This is a genomic window from Streptomyces sp. NBC_00376 (genome assembly GCF_036077095.1).
In the GTDB taxonomy this organism is placed as follows: domain Bacteria; phylum Actinomycetota; class Actinomycetes; order Streptomycetales; family Streptomycetaceae; genus Streptomyces.
In genome coordinates this window covers 411,670-427,821 of the sequence record NZ_CP107961.1, presented here as the reverse complement: position 1 = coordinate 427,821, position 16,152 = coordinate 411,670, and the positions used below count along the sequence as shown (strand labels likewise).

Below are 16,152 nucleotides of genomic sequence, written 5' to 3'. Positions count from 1 at the left end.
CAGGATGAGCAGGGTCTTGTCGATCATGACACTAAGATACATGCAAAATCGTGCAAGAACAGGAAGGAACGCGAATGCTGGCCGCTGAACGACGTGAGTACCTGCTCGATCTGCTCGCCCGCACGGGAAAGATCGTGGCCAAGGATGTCGCCGCCGACCTGGGCATCTCCGAGGACAGCGTGCGGCGCGACCTGCGGGACCTCGCCGCAGAGGGGCTGTGCCAGAGGGTGTACGGCGGCGCGCTGCCCGCGTCTCCCGCAGTGGTGGATTACGACGCCCGGCAGACGGTGACCCGGGACGGCAAACAGAAGGTTGCCTCAGTGGCCGCCGCACTGGTGCGGCCCGGCAGCTCGGTGATCCTTGATGGCGGCACCACCGCCCTCGCCGTGGCTCGGGCGCTCCCGAAGGAGCTCGCCTGCACCGTGATCACCCACAGCCCGACGATCGCCACCGCTCTGATCAACCACCCACGGGCCGAGCTCTTCCTTCTCGGAGGGCGCGTCTTCAAGCACTCGGCGGTCACCTGCGGCGCCGCCGCAGTCGAGGCCGCGCAGAACGTCTCCGCCGAACTCTGCCTGCTCGGCGTTACCGGCGTCCACCCCGAGGCCGGACTGACCACCGCAGACGCCGACGAGGCGGCAATGAAACGCGCCCTGTCCGCACGGGCCGCGGACACCTACATCCTCGCCTCCTCCGAGAAGATCGGGACGGCCTCGCCGTACCGCGTCCTGTCGTGGGAGAAGATCACCGGGCTGATCACCGACGCCGATCCCCACGACACAGTCGTCGAGCAGCTCAAGACACTCGGCGTGGAGGTCCTCGTGGCCAGTTGAAAAGCCGAACCCGGGATCTCGGACGGTCAGAAGCGCCCTCTGAGATGCGAATCCCTCAGCGAATCGAACAATCTCCACGCGCAGTGCCTCCCGAAGCGGTGAACATCTGCTGTCGGTACTGTTCTGGTGAACAGAACCGATTTCGGCGAGGGAAGCCTGCGTTGCACGCGCTACGCGGGCTCGGGCTCGGGCTCCCGCGCGATCCAGCAAGCAGCGGTGATCCGGTAGTGAATTCTCCGAGCCGGCAGCGCCCAAGGAATCGCACGCATGAGTGCACGCACTGCAAGTCCGGGAGGGCGTACGGATAGTGCCGCCTTGCGAGCTGCTGGCACAAAAACAACGACACGTCGCCAAATGGGGCCTCAGGCGTCGAACGCAGTACCCAACTTGCTGGTGAGGGGAAGTCGAAGCCGACCGCATGCGGGCCGACCTCGCCATCGACGCCCTGCATGCGGCCGAACGGATCCACGGCAATCTCACCGGTGCCATTTCCACAGCGATCACGGGGCCCAGTACTGCAGCAGGGCTTTCACCGAAGCCGCATGACCCGTGTTCAAGATCTGGGGGGGGCACGGCCCGGCGTCAGCCCGGCCACGATGAACCGCGCGGCCGTCGTGCTCGCCGGCCGGGACAACCGGGTTCTCGCGGAGTCCCGGCTGGACCGACCGGCGCTCAGTACGGTGCGGACCATGGCGAAACGAAGGGTGACGCGCGGTGGCGTGGCTAACGCTGGTAGCGGGCGTGCCCTATGTGCCACACGTAGGAGGCTGCGACGGCTTCCATGGCGTGAGCGTGATCAGCGAGTGCGTTCTCGCCGGTAGCGGCGAGTTCGGTGAGTCGAAGGCGTGCGGTGGAGGCTTGGTCTTCGCACATGCGGGAGGCCAGGCGGAACGCCCCTTCGAGGTCGCACTCGCGGTGTCGGATCAGCAGTGTCGGCAGGCTCAGAGGAGTCTGGCCACCGTGATCCGTCTCCTTCACGTACGAGGCAAGGTCGTTGATCCACCCGGCAAGGTGGGCAACGGCCTTCTCCAGTTCCCGCACTGCTGCCGAGGCTCGCTGATCCTCGGTGAGTTCGTATCCGAGCACGACTTCCGCGGTCGTCATGACGGTTCGGACGAAGACCGTGTGCGGGCGCATCGCGTAATAGTCGCTCAGGGTGACCTTGTCGGGCCTGTCGAGGTGATGGGCCTCCCAGAGGATGCCGAAGAGGTTGTCCCGCAGGTGCGCGGTGAGCCGTAGATACTGCGTGGGCGTGGCTCGTTCCCGGAACCGGTGCAGGAGCTCCCGCAGGGCGGCGATGCCGGCGTCGTCATCGACCGCCGGCTCGTCGTGACCGGCCAGCACGTGGACACAGTGACTGATGCGGCGGACCAGACGGGCTGTGTCACGGCCTCCTTCGGCCTCGCCGTGTACGTCGTCGAACGCGGTGAGCCACAGAAAGAGATCGGCGCAGAGGAACACGCCGTCCCGGTCCGCCGTGGGCAGGAGACGAGCCACCCCCTGGGCCGTGATGTTGCAGAGGGCCTTCGCCTCGCCGGGTGAACCGACCAAGGGGAAGGTGCCTAGCCAGTGGGCGGTCTGCTCCTCGATGGCGTCGGCATACGGGCTGGTGGCGAAGGGGCCGGGGAAAGAGCCTCGGAGGTCGGGCATCGGCAGGGTGCGCGCGTCCGGGCTGCGGGTGTGGCTCATGCGGCTGCCCCAGCGACGGCCCGCTGCCTGGTTTCGGCGACCATACGAGGGTCCGACGGATGCACGGTGAGCAGCCCGACCGGCTCCACGGTGGCGCCCGGAACGGGCCGCAGCCGCCAGCGGGACGCGATGAACGCCGTGATGACGATCGCCTCCGTCCAGGCGAACGCGTCGCCGATGCACATGCGTTTTCCTGACCCGAAGGGGATGAAGGCGCCTCTCGGCGGCTGGGGGCGCTCCGGCAGCCAGCGGTCGGGGTCGAAGCGCAGCGGGTCGGGGTACAGGGCCGGGTCCCGGTGCAGTGCGTAGGGACTCCACAGCACCTGCTCCCCCGCCGGCAAGCTGGCCTGCCCGAGGCACACGGGCTTGGTGGCCTGCCGGGTCACCAGCCAGCCGGCGTGGTGCAGGCGCAGGGTCTCACTGACCAGTCTGCGGGTGAAGGCGAGTCGGGGGACGTGCTCGGCGGTGATCGGGCCCTCTCCGACCACGGAGTCGACCTCTTCGTGCAGCCTGCGCTCCAGCTCGGGGTCGCGGCCCAGCTCGTGGAACAGCCAGGCCAGCATGACTCCCGTCGTCTCTGAGCCCGCGGCCAGCAGCCCGATGATCTCCGACAGGATCTCGTTGTCGGGCAGTGGCGCACCGGTTTCGTCCCGGGCCTCCAGGAGCAGTGTCACGAGGTCATCGTGGGCGTCAGGGGCCGCCCGGCGCTCCGCGATGATGTCCGCCACCTCGCTGCGCAGCAGGCTGCGGGCGGCCTTGAGCCGCCGGTTGCTGCGGGTGGGCAGCCGTTCCAGCGAGGACACGGGCACCATGGTGCGCCAGATGGCGGCCGTGAAGACCGTGTCGACGGCGTCGAGGATCGCGCGCGCTCGTTCCTGCTCCGCGCGGAAGGAGCACAGCACTGACATGGCGACGTCCTGGGCCATGAGCCCCATTACGGTTTTCAGGTCCAGCAGTTCCCCCTCACGCCAGCCCGTGATGGACGGCTCCACCGTTTCCCGCATGGTGTCGACGTACCCGCTGATCCGCTCGCGGTGGAAGGCGGGCTGGAGCAGGCGGCGCCTACGCAGGTGGGGCTCGCCTTCCGCGACCGGCAGGGCCGACTGACCGAAGAGCTTGAGCTTCTCGCCCAGCAGCCCCTTGGAGAAAGAGCCGGACTTGCTGGTGAGCATTTCGTGGATCAGCTCATGGGAGTTGACCACGGTCACCTTCTTGAGGCCGACCGACATACGGACGATCGGCCCGTATGTGCGCAGGCGTTCGACGAACTCCAGACGGTCCTTGAGCAGGGGCACGACGTGTCCGATGAGCGGCAGCCTCCCCGGAGCTGTCGGCGGAACGTCCATGTCGGCAGTCACATCTATGTCAGGTGTCACGCGTCCGTCCTTTCCACATCTGCTTCTGTGCATGCGGCTGCGCGACGTGCCCGCAGCAACTCCCGCGCAGCGAGCACCTCGGCCTCGATCACTGCGGTGGGCGCATACAGGGTCTTGTCGTGCCACAGGGCGGGGTGTTGGTGGCCGGGGTGCGAGGCGGCGTGCAGATACGTTTCAGCAAGGTCCAGGGCACGGGTGTGCTGCGGCTGCGGTGTGGGCGTGGCGGCGCTCAGCAGGATCTTGACGGCGTATGCGGTCTCTTCGACGGTGCTGCCCCACACGCCCCAGGAGCCGTCGGCGCGCTGAGTGTCGATGGTCCACGCGGCGGCGCTCCGTACTGCCCCGGACGCGTGATGGCCGCCGTACTGTGCGAGCCCGGTGACGCTTCGCGCGGTGGCGTAGTAGGGGGAGGCATGCCACTTGTCGGTCCAGTGCCCCTCGGGTTGCTGTTGGCCGGTCAGCCAGTCGCAGAGCTTCGCCGCTCGGGGGCCGTACGTGAGCTCTTCGGTCGGGCAGCGCCGCAGGTAGCTCACGAGGGCTTGGAGGGCGTGGGCGTTCGCGGTGACCGATCCGGTGTCCTCGCCGAGGTAGCAGTCGTAGTGGCTACCGTTGTGGAACAGGTCCAGTGGTGCCGGGTCGTGCGGCAGGCCGACGAGCGAGGCGACCAGCACCGCCATGGCGGTGTCGTCGGCGTCGGTCATGAGGCCGGGCGCACCGCGTACGCCTTGCGGATCGTAGATCTCCTCGGCCCACCCACGGACAATGGGAAGAGCGGCAGCGGGCAGGTGGGCGCGCGCCAGCGCGGCGGCGACCCAGAGCCGTTCGACCACGCGGAGGGGCGCGGCCTCGGGGAAGAGACCGTCGTAGCGCTGCGCCACTGCGGTGAGGTCATCGACGGCCTGAGCGGTAGTAGCGGGGAACCGCGCTGCCCGTGCCGCGGTGGCGGCCGGCGAGCTGCCCAGCAGGCCGTCGACGTCAGGGACGAGAGACGGTGATATGTAGCTGTCCACGCCCTCGAACGTGTGGTGAAACTTGACGGGCAGGCTGCCCGCCGACTCGTACCGCCTGGCCACGGAAGCAGGTGCCGACGCGTTGAAGCCCCCCGGAACCGGCAGCTGGGGGCCACCGAAACCGGGTATGTCACCGCCGGTGATCAGGGAGTCCAGCTTCTCGTTGATCTTGGCAACCAGGCTGGGTACGAGTATTTCCGCTGCAGCCGTGTCCGGCCTCGGGCCCGCCGACGGCAGTGATCGCAGTGCGTCGAGGCCTCTGTTCACCGCGGCCGTGAGCCGGCCGGTGACCTCTGCGGACGCGGTGCCCCTTCGCAGGACAGCCAGTGCGGCCTCCACCCCACTGAGTGTCGGCAGCAGCCGGTAGGGCAGCGGTCCCTCCCCCCAACTTCCGTCGGACGCCTGCTGTTCCAGCAGGTACGTGATCCGCCGTGGCTCCTCGGGCAGCCACGGCGCCGCCGAGAGGACACGGGCCGTCTCGTACAGGGAGGGACTGACGCTTCCCCAGCTGTCCTGGTCCACCCTGACTACCAGGCTGGTGGCTCGTTCGGCGTAGGACGTGCCGATGGGCGTGCTGATGCTCATGGGGCGACTTCCTCTTCGGGGGTTCTGGCTGGCAGGTGTGCGGCAACGCCTTATGTCTGTCTGGCCGTCGCATCCAGGGCGAGCCGGCGCAGGGAGGCCGTGGCATCCTCTGGGAAGGGGGCGTCGTCCAGGGCGGCGAGGGCGGCGGCCCGTCGTGTGGCGATCATTTCCTCCACGGTCTGCCGGGCGCCGGTGGAGTCCAGGATCGTGCGGACGGCGGCTGCGTGTTCCTCGTTGAGGTCGCTTCGCCCGACGAGCTCGCGCAGTGTCTTCAGCTCGGCCTTGGAGGCTCGCTGGACCGCGAGCGCCATCAGGACGGTGGCCTTGCCCTCGCGCAGATCGTCCAGCACCGGTTTGCCTGTTCTGGCAGGATCGCCGAAGACCCCGAGCAGGTCGTCCCGCAGCTGAAACGCTTCGCCCAGTGGTATGCCGAAACCGGTGCAAGCATCGAGAACGGGCTGGGTCGCTCCGGCCGCTGCCGCCCCTATGTGCAGAGGCCGTTCTATGGTGTATTTAGCCGTCTTGTATCGAATAACATGCAGTGCTGTATCCACATCACCGGTAAGGCGGCCGGTGGTCTGCAGGTCCAAGAGCTGGCCGTACATGACCTCGCTCCGCATTTCGGCCACCAGGGGCAGCACCTGCGCCAGCCGACCCGGGCTGAGGTCCGCTGTTCGGAGGAGTTCATCGGACCACACCAGGGCCAGGTCGCCGAGAAGGACGGCCGCGCCCAGACCGTGCGCCTCGGCCCTGCTGCCCGGGCCGCCGCTGTCGGTATACGCGGTGGCCAGTGCACGGTGGGCGGACGGACGGCCACGGCGGATATCGCTGTCGTCCATCACGTCGTCGTGTACCAGGGCGAACACCTGGAAGAGTTCGAGGCTGGCGGCAGCGCGAACGGCGGCAGTCATGTCCCCTGTTGCTCCGGCGGCCTGCCATCCGTACAGGCACAGCAGGGACCGAAGTCGCTTTCCACCGGTCAGGAGTCCGCGCAGGGTGGAGGTCAGGTAGAGCAGCTCGATTCCTGGCGCGGCACGTTCCTTGGTGTCAAGGAATCCGGTCAGAGCCGCGCCCACCTTCTGTCGCAGGGAAGAGAGGTCGGGCGGTCCCGTGGGAAGGGTTTGTGTCACCGGCAATTGATCCTCTTTCGTTCGGGAACCGTCGTCGCGGTTCCGTTCTTGCAGAGGACGGGTCGACGGACCCGCGTCTCCTCCCTGGGGTTGTAGCGGTGGTGCCGGCCGGCTCCCGGACGGCACCACCGCTACGTGACGATCGACGGCAGGTGATACGGCTTCTACGCCTGAGTGCCGCCTGATGTCGGGGAGAATGAGGTGTCCCGCTCGGGGCAGGAAGGGCTCCGGCTCCAGGGGGTGGCCCCGTTGGCGTCGGGGGTCAACGGGGTGAATCGGGCCGGGAGCGCGGTGAGCGTCCGGTGAACAGCCCCAGGGCGGTAGGTCAGCCTGTCGGCGGGAACGTCCAGTTCGATGTCCGGCAGGTAGGTGAGGAGCCTCTCGATGGCGGCGGTGGCGATGAGTGTGGCGACGTCACGGGCAGGACATGTATGGGGTCCTGCGGCGAAGGCCAGGTGGGCCTTGTTCCCGGAGCGGTAGCCGTCCGTCGGGATGCCCGAGTGGGGGCAGCTGTTGGCGGCGGCGTACGACACCATGACGGGCGAGCCCGCAGGGATGCGAGCGCCGTGGAAGGTCACGTCCTTCTTGGGGAAGTGGACGCTGTAGTTGGCCAGCGGCGCGTCGTGCCAGAGCGCATCGTCGATGGCGTGCTGGATGGGCAGGCTCCCGGTGGTCAGGGTGCCGAAGTAGCGGTCGTCACTGAGCAAGCGGACGAGCGTGTTGGCGATGAGGTTGCACAGTGGCTCGTTCCCGGCCCCGAGGGTGATAAGGATCTGGTTGACGGCCTCTTCCTGGCTCAGCCCGTTGGGATGATCGATGAACCAGGAGGTCAGATCGTGGCCGCGCTGTGCCGCCTTGGTCCCGTAGAGGTTCTCCAGGTAGGCGCCGAACGCCTGCCCGCCCAGTGCCTGTCTCTCCGGATCGCTGTCCATCATCGCCCCGAGCGCCCACACGAGCCGCGGGCCGTCCTCGTCCGGCATGCCGAACAGAGCGTTGAAGACCATCAGGGGTAGCTGCTGCGCGTACTGGCCGACGAGGTCGACAGTCCCGGAATCGGCGAATTCCCGGAGCAGCGTGTCGGCGAAGCGGAATGTCAGGGCACGCACATCATGGGGATCCAGGAGACTGAAGCTGTCCGTGATCACACGTCGCAGGTGTGCGTGTGCCTCGCCGTCGGCGAAGAACAGACTCGGCCGCCACTCCACCAGGGGCCGGATCGGGCTGTCCTCCGGCACCTGTGGCAGCCAGCCCCGGGTGTCCTTGGTCCACGTATCGGTGTCCTGGAGGAGGTCGAGCGCGGCTCGGTAGTCGGTGACCAGGTTGACCACGACACCGGGGGCCACCTCGGCTACGCCGACCGGTCCCTGCCTGCGCAGCAGTTCATAGCTGCGCTGCGGGTTCGCGGCGTGTTCGGCCCCGTGCAGGGACACGGGGGCTTCGGCTGGTGTGAGCGTCACGAGGCTTTGACTCCGGCAACGGATATGGAATGGGCGGTCAGTTGGGCGAGGGCGTGCAGGCCGCTGTTCTTCTCTCGTGCGTCACAGGTGACCAGTGGTGTCTCCGGGGCGAGGTCGAGCTTCGAGCGGATGAGCGCCAAGTCGTACTTGGGTGAGTCAGGGAAGACATTGACAGCGACGGCGTACGGCAAACCGCGCTCCTCGATGAGTTCCATCACTTCCCAGGAGTCCTTGAGTCGCCGGGTGTCGACCAGGACGAGGGCACCGAGCGCTCCGAACGCGATGCCTTCCCACAGCGGAAGGAAGCGGCGCTGCCCCGGAGTTCCGTACAGGTACAGAACGATCTTGTCGCCGGGCAGCGTCAGACGGCCGAAGTCGATGGCGACCGTGGTGGTGGTCTTGTCACGCAGGACATCGTGGCTGAGGTCATCGGTGGCGACCGCCGCGTCCGTCATGACTTCGTCGGTGTGCAGTGTCGGAATCTGCGACAGCGACTTGACCACGGTCGTCTTGCCGATGCCGAGCGGCCCGGCAACGAGGATCTTGATCCTTCGGTGTTCTCCCTCGGGCAGGTAGACAGGAGGCGAGCTAGGCGGCAAGGAGAGCGTGGAGTCCACTCAGAACCTCTTCCAGGACTTCTTTCGACGGTCGGCCATCGTTCGACGCACGCAGGGCGTCCGGAATCGGGACGGTGGCCTTTAACTGACCGTCACTGACAAGTTGTTCGGCAAGCACCAGAGTCACGCTGACCGGGAGGCCGAGATAGCCGGCCAGTTCGACAACGCTGAGAGACCCGTCGGTAAGGAGCTCGATCACGCGCTGGTGCACCGCTGTGTGGTACCTCGCGAGGGGCAGACCGCTGGCACGCAGAGCGGCCAGCGAATCGAGGGTGCCCGAAAGGCCGGCGCCGGGGTTGGTCCCGGTGGCGAGGTAGGCCGGCAGCAGCCGTCGCTGTTCCTGGCCGCGGCTCATGACGCCCCGTCGTTGGTACGAGCGGGAACGGACATTATCTGTTCCCCGAGCTTCATTGCCTGGCGGGCCATGGTGGCCGCGACCACTCCCATGGGCATGTCCTCGTCGCCCGCTGCCGCGATCAGGGTGTTGGTTCCTTCTCCGACCGGCATGACCATGTAGATGCCCCGGTCGTTGTGCGAGGTGACGGTCTTGAGCGGAGTGCTTCGAGGGACTCCCAGAACGGCGTTGGTGGCGGCGCGGGAGGCGGAGTGCAGCGCGGCAGTCATCGCACCGATGCCGTCTGCCTCGTCCTTGGTGAGATCCTCGGAGATGGCCTGGACCATCCCGTCGAGAGTCATCGTCAGGGCGTGCCGGACACCACGGATTTCGGTGATGGGCTTCAGGACCCAGGCGGACGGGCCGGTCTCTTCGTGGGTTTCAGGCATGGTCACAGTGTTGACTCCGAATCGGTGACGGACCGGTCGCCGGTGAGGCCACTTTGGAAATCGCTCCACATGGCACCGGTGTCTTCCGGGTTCAGGGGACGGGGCGCTGCGGCGGTCTCGTCATTGGTGGCTGTCGCTGAGAAACGGCGGCGGCGCTGCGGTAGCGCGGACGCGGCGGTCGGCGCGGGCGCGTGTGCGGGCGAGTCGGCAGCGGCGGGCCGCTTGTGGGCCTGCGGCGCCACGGCAGGTTGGGGAGCCATGACCGACGGAGGTGTGGCGTTTTCGTCGATCGAGGTCAACAAGTTCTCGGGAACGGACACCACAGCGCGCACCCCGCCATAGGGAGAGGAAGTGTCGATGGAGACATGGAGGCCGTAGTCGGCGACGAGACGGCCGATGGCGGCGAAGCCCATGGACGGCGGATCGCCGAGTTCGAGGAGCATCACCTCCTGCTGTTCACCCGATATCAGACTTCGACCGCGGGCGAGCGCTTCTGCGGTCATGCCCTTGCCGGCGTCGTCGATCGTGATGCAGACACTGCCGTTGCCGGTCTGGATCAACCCGACGTCCACCATGAGGTCGTCACGGGAGTGCTCCAGCGCGTTCGCCATCAGCTCGGCGCAGACCACAGCAACTGGCTCGGCAGCACGCCCGACCACGCCGATGTTGGAAAGGCCCAGCCGCGAAACGATGTTGATGCGGTCGAACCCGCGCAGTCGTGAGGAGGCGCCACTGACGACCTCGCTCACGTAGGTGTCCTTACGGACGTGACCCGGCCAGCCGCCGCACACGATGGCGGATCTCTGCGTGAGGCGCAGGTTCTGCTCATTGATGTGGTCGGACTCAAGCAGACTCTGCGTCAGACGCGGCGGCGCGCTGAACTCGTGCTGCAGACCCACGATATTCGTCTGCAGCCGGTAGGAGAGGGCCTGGGACTCCTGAGTCGCACCACGCAGAGCAGCCCGAGCAGCGGCGTCGATGCGGCGCCTCTCCTTGAGAACGATGCCAGAAACCGCTTCGGGCAGGGCGTCGAGGAGCTGGGCAGCCTCAGACCCCGCGAGGTTCTTGTGCAGGAGTCCGGGGACGGGGTGATGAGAGCTGATCAGATGCAGTGCGAGAGCGGGGAGCCGATCGGAGACGAGGTGACGCACTTCGTCGAGAATCTCCGCCTCGCGGGTAGTGAGTTCCTGCGTGCGCGACTCTGCGGCCTGCCTTTTCTGCACCTCGGTCCGGGTACGGCCCTCGGCAGCCTGCACGCGGGAATTGGCGGCCTGCGCCTCCGCGGACAACTCTCTGCCCTGCCGTATGTGATTGCGGCGCGAGCGTGCCAGGAGCAGCGCCCAGACTGCTAGGAGGAGAGACAGGACGCCAAAGGCAATGGCGATTTTTGAGGACAAGGTCACGGAGGGTGGTCCTAGGGGTCGATCGAGCCTTCGAAGAACAGCGCAGCGGTTCACTCCCCCGCAGAGGGTGTGCGCGGTCTCCGGAGAACTGGCGGGCAGGAAGGACAAATCGGCAAGTCAGTAGTGCGTGGGCCGTTCCTACGGCGGAGGAGCGCCGCCACGGACGAGCGACTGCCAGGCCGCGGCGCGGCCCGGTGAATCGCCCGAGTCGGCCAATGCCCCAACACCGCGATCCCCACATGTGTCGACGGTCGCCCGGCAGGCCCTCGCGCGACTCCGCCCCCCGAAACGATCGTGGGGCGGAGCTTGCTGAACGCGAATGAACAGGTCCATCAGAGCTCCGTCGAGGACTACGAACGTCGGCTACATCGGGGGCTTCCCGCCATCGCACGCAGTCGACTCGCGGCCTTGCCACTTCCTAAAACGGGGTCAGCTTACTGGAGTTGATCTGTTCACGCGGTCTTGGCGGGCCCGTACGGTTACGAACCGGACGATCTTCACCTGCTGGGTTCTCGCTGATCGCGCACGGCGTGGTCAATGGCAGTCGCCGACAGCTCGCCGAGCACACCCTCCGGTGGCCTCGGCGCGAAACGCAGTGGAGGTCAGGTGCCCGAAGAGCAGGGTGAGCGGCGCGGCTTCAGATGTCCGCGACTGAGTTTCGCAGCACGAGAAGAGGCCCAGTCCGCACCTGCTCCGCTGACTGGTACGAGACGATCCGCTCCAGTTCATTCTCTTCAGCATGGTGAATCAGCGACTGCCTGACGACTCACGCTCCAGCTGAGCCTCGACCAGTTCGCCACCCCCATGCCGGCCGTGCCTCGGTGACCTTGCCGCAGACAGGGCCCTCGGCACCTTGCTGATCTGGACCACCTGAGCCGGAGCCGATGGCCGCGGTGAAGAAGTCCACCGGCTGGTCCTCGTACGGGCTGGGGGGTCGATCCGGAGTGGTGCCTGCTGGACAAGATCGAGAACTCCGGAACCCGCCCCACCGGGTGAGCCCGGTCACGACGGCACCGCCCGCGTCTCGGCGCGTCTGCCGCTTCATCGGGTCAGGGCCGGGTATTCGCTGACTCATGTCCATTGCGAGCAGCAGCATCTCCCTTCCCTTCTCCGCCTCCTGTTCCGTCTCCCTTGCCGTCCCCGCCCGGTTGCGCGGCCTGCTGCACAGCCGCGACCTCGCCCTGTTCCGCAGCGTCGCCGGCCGGCGCTGGCCGGTCGCCGATCAAGTGCTGCCCCGACTGAGCCGCAGCGCCGATCACGGACTTCTCTGGTTCGGTGCCGCGGCCGGTATGGCGGCACTGGGCAGCAGCGCGCGGGCGCGCCGGGCGGCGTTGCGCGGGGTCGCGTCGCTGGCTGTCGCCTCGGCCGCGATCAATACCGTCGGCAAGCGGGCGGTGCGCCGGGAGCGGCCGATGCTGGACCTGGTTCCGGTGGTGCGGCAGCTCAAGCGGCAGCCGTTCACTACGTCGTTCCCGTCCGGGCACGCGGCGTCCGCGGCTGCCTTCGCCACAGGTGTCGCCCTTGAGTCGAAGGGCTGGGGCGCGGTCGTCGCACCGGTCGCGGTGGCCGTGGCCGCCTCCCGCGTCTACACGGGTGTGCACTATCCGGGCGATGTGCTGGCCGGTGTGGCGCTGGGCATAGGGGCGGCGTTCGCGTTGCGCGGGGTCGTACCCACGCGGGGTCAGCTGCCCGCACCGGGCCGTCCGCCGGCGGCTGCTCCGCAGTTGCCCGCCGGCAAGGACCTGGTCGTCGTGGTGAACCAGGAGTCCGGCACCGCAACCGCGACCGCTTCGCTGGTGCGCGAGGCGCTGCCGCTGGCCGAGGTCGTGGAGTGCGCGCCCGGCGAGCTGTCCGGGGCGCTGGCCGAGGCGGCGGGCCGGGGCCGGGCTCTGGGGGTCTGCGGGGGTGACGGCACGGTAAATCTGGCGGCGTCCGTCGCGGCGACGCACGGGATGCCGCTCGCTGTCTTTCCTGGCGGAACGCTCAATCACTTCGCCTACGATCTGGGCATCGAAACGGTGCACGACACGGCAGCCGCCCTCACCTCGGGGGGAGCGGTCCGGGTGGACCTGGGCCGGTTCCGGCCCGGTGCCGAGGGGCCGGGCGGGGCGGACGGCTACTTCCTCAACGCGTTCAGCCTGGGGGTCTATCCGGAGCTCGTGCGGACCCGGGAGCGCTGGGCACCCCGCATCGGCGGCTGGCCCGCCGGGGTCCTCGCGGCCTTCGAAGTACTGCGTGGTCGACACCCACTGGCGGCCGAACTGGATGGGAAGCGGCGGCCGTTGTGGCTCCTGTTCGTGGGCAACGGGCTCTTCCAGCGGGTGGGGCCCGCTCCGGGGCGGCGGCACAACCTGGCGGACGGCCTGCTGGACGTCAGGGCGGTCCACGGCGGCCGGACTCCGGGGCTGCGACTGCTGGCGGCAGCGGTGGCCGGTCCGCTGACCCGCTCCCCCGTCCATGCGGCGGTACGTCGGCACCGAGTACGGATCGCCGGCCTGGCACCGGGGACCCCGTATGCGTACGACGGTGAAGTGGCCTACTCAGGAACGGAGTTGAAGATCGACAAGCTGACAGAAGCGCTCACGGTCTACTGCCCCATGCCCCTGTGACAGAGCAACCGGGGCGGCGGACCAGGAACCTCGTCGCGGCGTTCCCCGCAGAGGTCGTCAAACGCCTCGGTACAGAGGTCGGCGGCGCGGGGAACCTGACCGTGTCCTGGGCGACGACCGCCAGGTAGCACGGCAGCGGCCGGCCGGACGGAGCGAGGGCGAGGCCGCGCTCCCAACTGCGGACGGCCTGGGAGGCACGCGCCGCGAACCAGGGGCGAGCCGGCAATTCGACGGAAAGGACCACCACGTCCAGTGTCCGGCCCTGTGCCGGCTGGTCCTGCCCTGCGCGAAGCTGTGCCGAGGCATGTACCGGGAGATCCACCGCTCGCTCGCACTCGAGTGGCTCACCACGCGGGCTGTACAGCCCAGGCCGCCGAGGCCGCCCCGGAGGAACGGCCCGCTCCTCGTGCCGTTCGGCAGAGCGCTCCTGGACCAGATCGGGCGCACGCTCGCCCAGCTGTGGAGCCGGTCCGTGTCCCAGCGGATTCGCGTGGCGGCGCCGCGCGATGAGCAACACCGGGTTCGCCGCCGCTCAGTGGACACGCGCCACCGGCACGGGCGTGGCCCCTCACGAGTACCGGCGCGTCACCGATGGCCTCACCTCCGTCGCCGGCTGGGGGCCGGCCTTCCTGTGCACTGGACACAGCTGCCTCCAGCGCGCGGAGGACACGGGATCATCCCTCTCAGCGGGTGAGTACCTGCTGATGGCGGCCCGGGCGATTCACACGACCCGTGCCAGGGGGCCTGACGGGCGGGAGCGTGGGAGGCCGCAGTGGCAGTGGCCGGGGCTGTGGTCAGCGCGAGCCCGGCGAGAGCCGAGAGGGCTGACGAGCGTGCCATGCTGGAAGCGTGGCTGGACTTTCACCGTGCGACTCTCGCCCTGAAGTGTTCCGGCCTGAAAGATGATCAGTTGCGGCTGGCCTCGGCGGCACCGTCGTCGATGACACTGCTCGGCCTCGTGCAGCACCTGGCCGAGGTGGAACGCAACTGGTTCCAGCGTGTATTCGCAGGCCAGGACCTGACACCGGTCTTCGGGCAGAACAATGGCGACGGCTTTGCCCTTCGGCCGGACCGGGGACTGGACGAGGTGATGGCTGCCTGGCAAAGGGAGGTCGCCCGGGGCCGCGAGTCGAACGCCGACGCGTCGCTGGACGACTCCGGCCGCCTGTCCGGACAGGAAGCGGGTCACGTCGGTGACCAGGGAGTCTCGCTGCGCCGGATCATGGTGCACATGATCGAGGAATACGCACGTCACAACGGTCATGCCGATCTCATCCGCGAGCGGATCGATGGAGTTACCGGCACATGAGACGTGCGTTGCGCGGTCACGAGGCCGCGCAAGCGGCAGCCTCTCCTTCTCAGCTGGTGGAAGCCGTCCGCAGGACTGTGACAACCTAGATGATCCGTACCCCGTCGACCTCGTCCGTGTAGTCGCGCAGCAGGGTGTCGGGCACCTCGGTGCACAGTTCCGGGTTGACGCTGATGGCGACGATCACGCGGTCCAGGCGGTGTGTCTCGCTCGTGGTCCGCAGAGCCCCACGGTCACTCGTAGCGGTAGTCGTAGTAGTCCTTGGCACCCACGAGGACCGATGTGACACAGCGCGGCAGCCCGTCCGTGTCCCGCTCGACCTCCTGGGAGGTCTGCCGGGTGAAGCCGAGGGACACGCCGGGGATCACCGGGTACTCAGGCTGCGACGTGTCAACCCGCCAGCCGCGGTCGGCGGCGCGCGCGAAGAGCTCCTGGGCAGGGGTGGTGAACACCTCGTCCCCGTCGAGCAGGACTCGTGTGCCGGAGGCGCGGCCCTCGCCGGGCCACCACAACTCGATCGCGGTCACGACGCCCCCGCCCTCCTCGACCATGGCCTGGACGCCGACGTGATCCAGCGTCCACTCGGCCACCGCGTCCCCCTTGGAACGGCGCACCACGCCGGCGCCGCCCCACTCCCGCGGCGCCGCAGCAACCGCCTCCTCCAGCGTCATGCCGAGCCGCAACGGGGCCACCCCGTGCGGCGGGTCGAGCACCAGGTCCATCGGTCGCTTCTCACCTCTCGCTCGGGCAGAGTCGCACCTGTGCTGTGACATCACGGAGCACGATACGTCCTCGCGCACGCTCGGCTGATCTGAGACCGGCAAGTATCTGCTGTGTCCGATCACGCCGGGGGTTGCTGTCCGGACGTGAACAGTTCCTCCAACCCCCTGCCCGATCGGCTCTCCGCGCTGACGAATGCCGCAATCCGGACCTGATCGACGTCCTGCCGTTCGAGGAGCCACAGCGCTGTGCCTGCCTCGTCACTCGTGACGGTCCGCGCCGCTCCTGCGCCGGCGGCGCAGGGTGAGGGTTCGTCGGGCGGGGGCGGCGGTCTGACGCTGCGTGAGGTAGGTGAGGAAGGCGGCTTCTGGCCGCGGCGGGCACGGGGGTTGGCCAGCGCATTCAGACGCCCCGCCTCTCGGGCTCCCGCTGGCGAGCCGTGTCCCGAGCGGGAACCCGGCCGGAACCCGGGCATGGGGGGCGGCGTAGTCGTTCGGCACCCGCAACTGCCCGGCCCTGGTCACTTGTGTGTACCGCACACACGTGTGGATGCCGCACCGCTGAGATCCGTTTCACCGTCCTCAACCGGCGGAGGCAGGTCACCGCAAGCAGCCCGGATACAACCCTCGCA

General features: G+C 68.3%; 14 protein-coding genes. 4 read left to right on the top strand and 10 right to left on the bottom strand.

Annotated elements, in window-relative coordinates; genetic code table 11:
• Positions 1-74: 74 nt before the first annotated feature.
• Complete coding sequence (locus OG842_RS41705; protein WP_266737700.1) at positions 75-833, top strand: DeoR/GlpR family DNA-binding transcription regulator; 759 nt, start codon at positions 75-77, stop codon at positions 831-833.
• 723 nt (positions 834-1,556) lie between these two features.
• Here OG842_RS41705 and OG842_RS41700 read toward each other — a convergent pair.
• The 9 genes from OG842_RS41700 to OG842_RS41660 all read right to left on the bottom strand — a co-directional run bounded on the left by OG842_RS41700 (position 1,557) and on the right by OG842_RS41660 (position 10,883).
• A complete protein-coding gene (locus tag OG842_RS41700; RefSeq protein WP_266737701.1) occupies positions 1,557-2,522 on the bottom strand; it encodes a terpene synthase family protein in 966 nt (321 codons plus the stop codon).
• Positions 2,519-3,898 (bottom strand): cytochrome P450, encoded by a 1,380-nt coding sequence (locus OG842_RS41695; RefSeq protein ID WP_266737703.1) that lies wholly within the window; start codon positions 3,896-3,898, stop codon positions 2,519-2,521. Before OG842_RS41695 ends, OG842_RS41700 begins: the two co-directional genes overlap by 4 nt.
• Positions 3,895-5,493: a prenyltransferase/squalene oxidase repeat-containing protein gene (locus tag OG842_RS41690; RefSeq protein WP_266737704.1), complete on the bottom strand. Its 1,599-nt coding sequence runs from the start codon at positions 5,491-5,493 to the stop codon at positions 3,895-3,897. Before OG842_RS41690 ends, OG842_RS41695 begins: the two co-directional genes overlap by 4 nt.
• A gap of 50 nt (positions 5,494-5,543) precedes the next feature.
• Complete coding sequence (locus tag OG842_RS41685) at positions 5,544-6,623, bottom strand: polyprenyl synthetase family protein (protein ID WP_266737705.1); 1,080 nt, start codon at positions 6,621-6,623, stop codon at positions 5,544-5,546.
• Positions 6,624-6,787: 164 nt separating this feature from the next.
• Positions 6,788-8,080, bottom strand: a complete 1,293-nt coding sequence (locus tag OG842_RS41680) for a cytochrome P450 (RefSeq protein WP_266737706.1) — start codon at positions 8,078-8,080, stop codon at positions 6,788-6,790.
• On the bottom strand, positions 8,077-8,697 hold the full coding sequence (locus tag OG842_RS41675) for a GTP-binding protein (RefSeq protein ID WP_401877145.1): 621 nt from the start codon (positions 8,695-8,697) through the stop codon (positions 8,077-8,079). Before OG842_RS41675 ends, OG842_RS41680 begins: the two co-directional genes overlap by 4 nt.
• Positions 8,669-9,052: a DUF742 domain-containing protein gene (locus OG842_RS41670; protein ID WP_266737707.1), complete on the bottom strand. Its 384-nt coding sequence runs from the start codon at positions 9,050-9,052 to the stop codon at positions 8,669-8,671. The genes OG842_RS41675 and OG842_RS41670 overlap by 29 nt, the downstream gene beginning before the upstream one ends.
• Positions 9,049-9,480 carry a roadblock/LC7 domain-containing protein gene (locus tag OG842_RS41665; protein ID WP_266737708.1) on the bottom strand — a complete coding sequence of 144 codons (432 nt, stop codon included), beginning with the start codon at positions 9,478-9,480 and terminating at the stop codon, positions 9,049-9,051. The genes OG842_RS41670 and OG842_RS41665 overlap by 4 nt, the downstream gene beginning before the upstream one ends.
• Before the next feature lie 2 nt (positions 9,481-9,482).
• Positions 9,483-10,883, bottom strand: a complete 1,401-nt coding sequence (locus OG842_RS41660; RefSeq protein WP_266737709.1) for an ATP-binding protein — start codon at positions 10,881-10,883, stop codon at positions 9,483-9,485.
• Positions 10,884-11,956: 1,073 nt separating this feature from the next.
• On the opposite strand from OG842_RS41660, the gene OG842_RS41655 reads away from it, so the two are divergent.
• From OG842_RS41655 to OG842_RS41645, 3 genes are all read left to right on the top strand, one after another.
• A complete protein-coding gene (locus OG842_RS41655; RefSeq protein WP_266737710.1) occupies positions 11,957-13,492 on the top strand; it encodes a bifunctional phosphatase PAP2/diacylglycerol kinase family protein in 1,536 nt (511 codons plus the stop codon).
• Entirely contained in the window at positions 13,489-13,620 is a 132-nt protein-coding gene (locus OG842_RS41650; protein WP_266737711.1) for a hypothetical protein, read from the top strand. The genes OG842_RS41655 and OG842_RS41650 overlap by 4 nt, the downstream gene beginning before the upstream one ends.
• A gap of 710 nt (positions 13,621-14,330) precedes the next feature.
• Complete coding sequence (locus tag OG842_RS41645; protein ID WP_266737712.1) at positions 14,331-14,801, top strand: DinB family protein; 471 nt, start codon at positions 14,331-14,333, stop codon at positions 14,799-14,801.
• Positions 14,802-15,034: 233 nt separating this feature from the next.
• Here the strand turns inward: OG842_RS41645 and OG842_RS41640 are convergent, their stop codons facing one another.
• Positions 15,035-15,523, bottom strand: a complete 489-nt coding sequence (locus OG842_RS41640; RefSeq protein ID WP_266737713.1) for a hypothetical protein — start codon at positions 15,521-15,523, stop codon at positions 15,035-15,037.
• Positions 15,524-16,152 lie beyond the last annotated feature (629 nt).

What these genes read in the sequence shown, in the direction of transcription:
- OG842_RS41690 (WP_266737704.1), bottom strand. Translation starts at nt 5,493, where the DNA reads ATGAGCATCAGCACGCCCATCGGCACGTCCTACGCCGAACGAGCCACC.
- OG842_RS41655 (WP_266737710.1), top strand. Translation starts at nt 11,957, where the DNA reads ATGTCCATTGCGAGCAGCAGCATCTCCCTTCCCTTCTCCGCCTCCTGT.
- OG842_RS41640 (WP_266737713.1), bottom strand. Translation starts at nt 15,523, where the DNA reads ATGGACCTGGTGCTCGACCCGCCGCACGGGGTGGCCCCGTTGCGGCTC.
- OG842_RS41665 (WP_266737708.1), bottom strand. Translation starts at nt 9,480, where the DNA reads ATGCCTGAAACCCACGAAGAGACCGGCCCGTCCGCCTGGGTCCTGAAG.
- OG842_RS41670 (WP_266737707.1), bottom strand. Translation starts at nt 9,052, where the DNA reads ATGAGCCGCGGCCAGGAACAGCGACGGCTGCTGCCGGCCTACCTCGCC.
- OG842_RS41645 (WP_266737712.1), top strand. Translation starts at nt 14,331, where the DNA reads ATGCTGGAAGCGTGGCTGGACTTTCACCGTGCGACTCTCGCCCTGAAG.
- OG842_RS41705 (WP_266737700.1), top strand. Translation starts at nt 75, where the DNA reads ATGCTGGCCGCTGAACGACGTGAGTACCTGCTCGATCTGCTCGCCCGC.
- OG842_RS41700 (WP_266737701.1), bottom strand. Translation starts at nt 2,522, where the DNA reads ATGAGCCACACCCGCAGCCCGGACGCGCGCACCCTGCCGATGCCCGAC.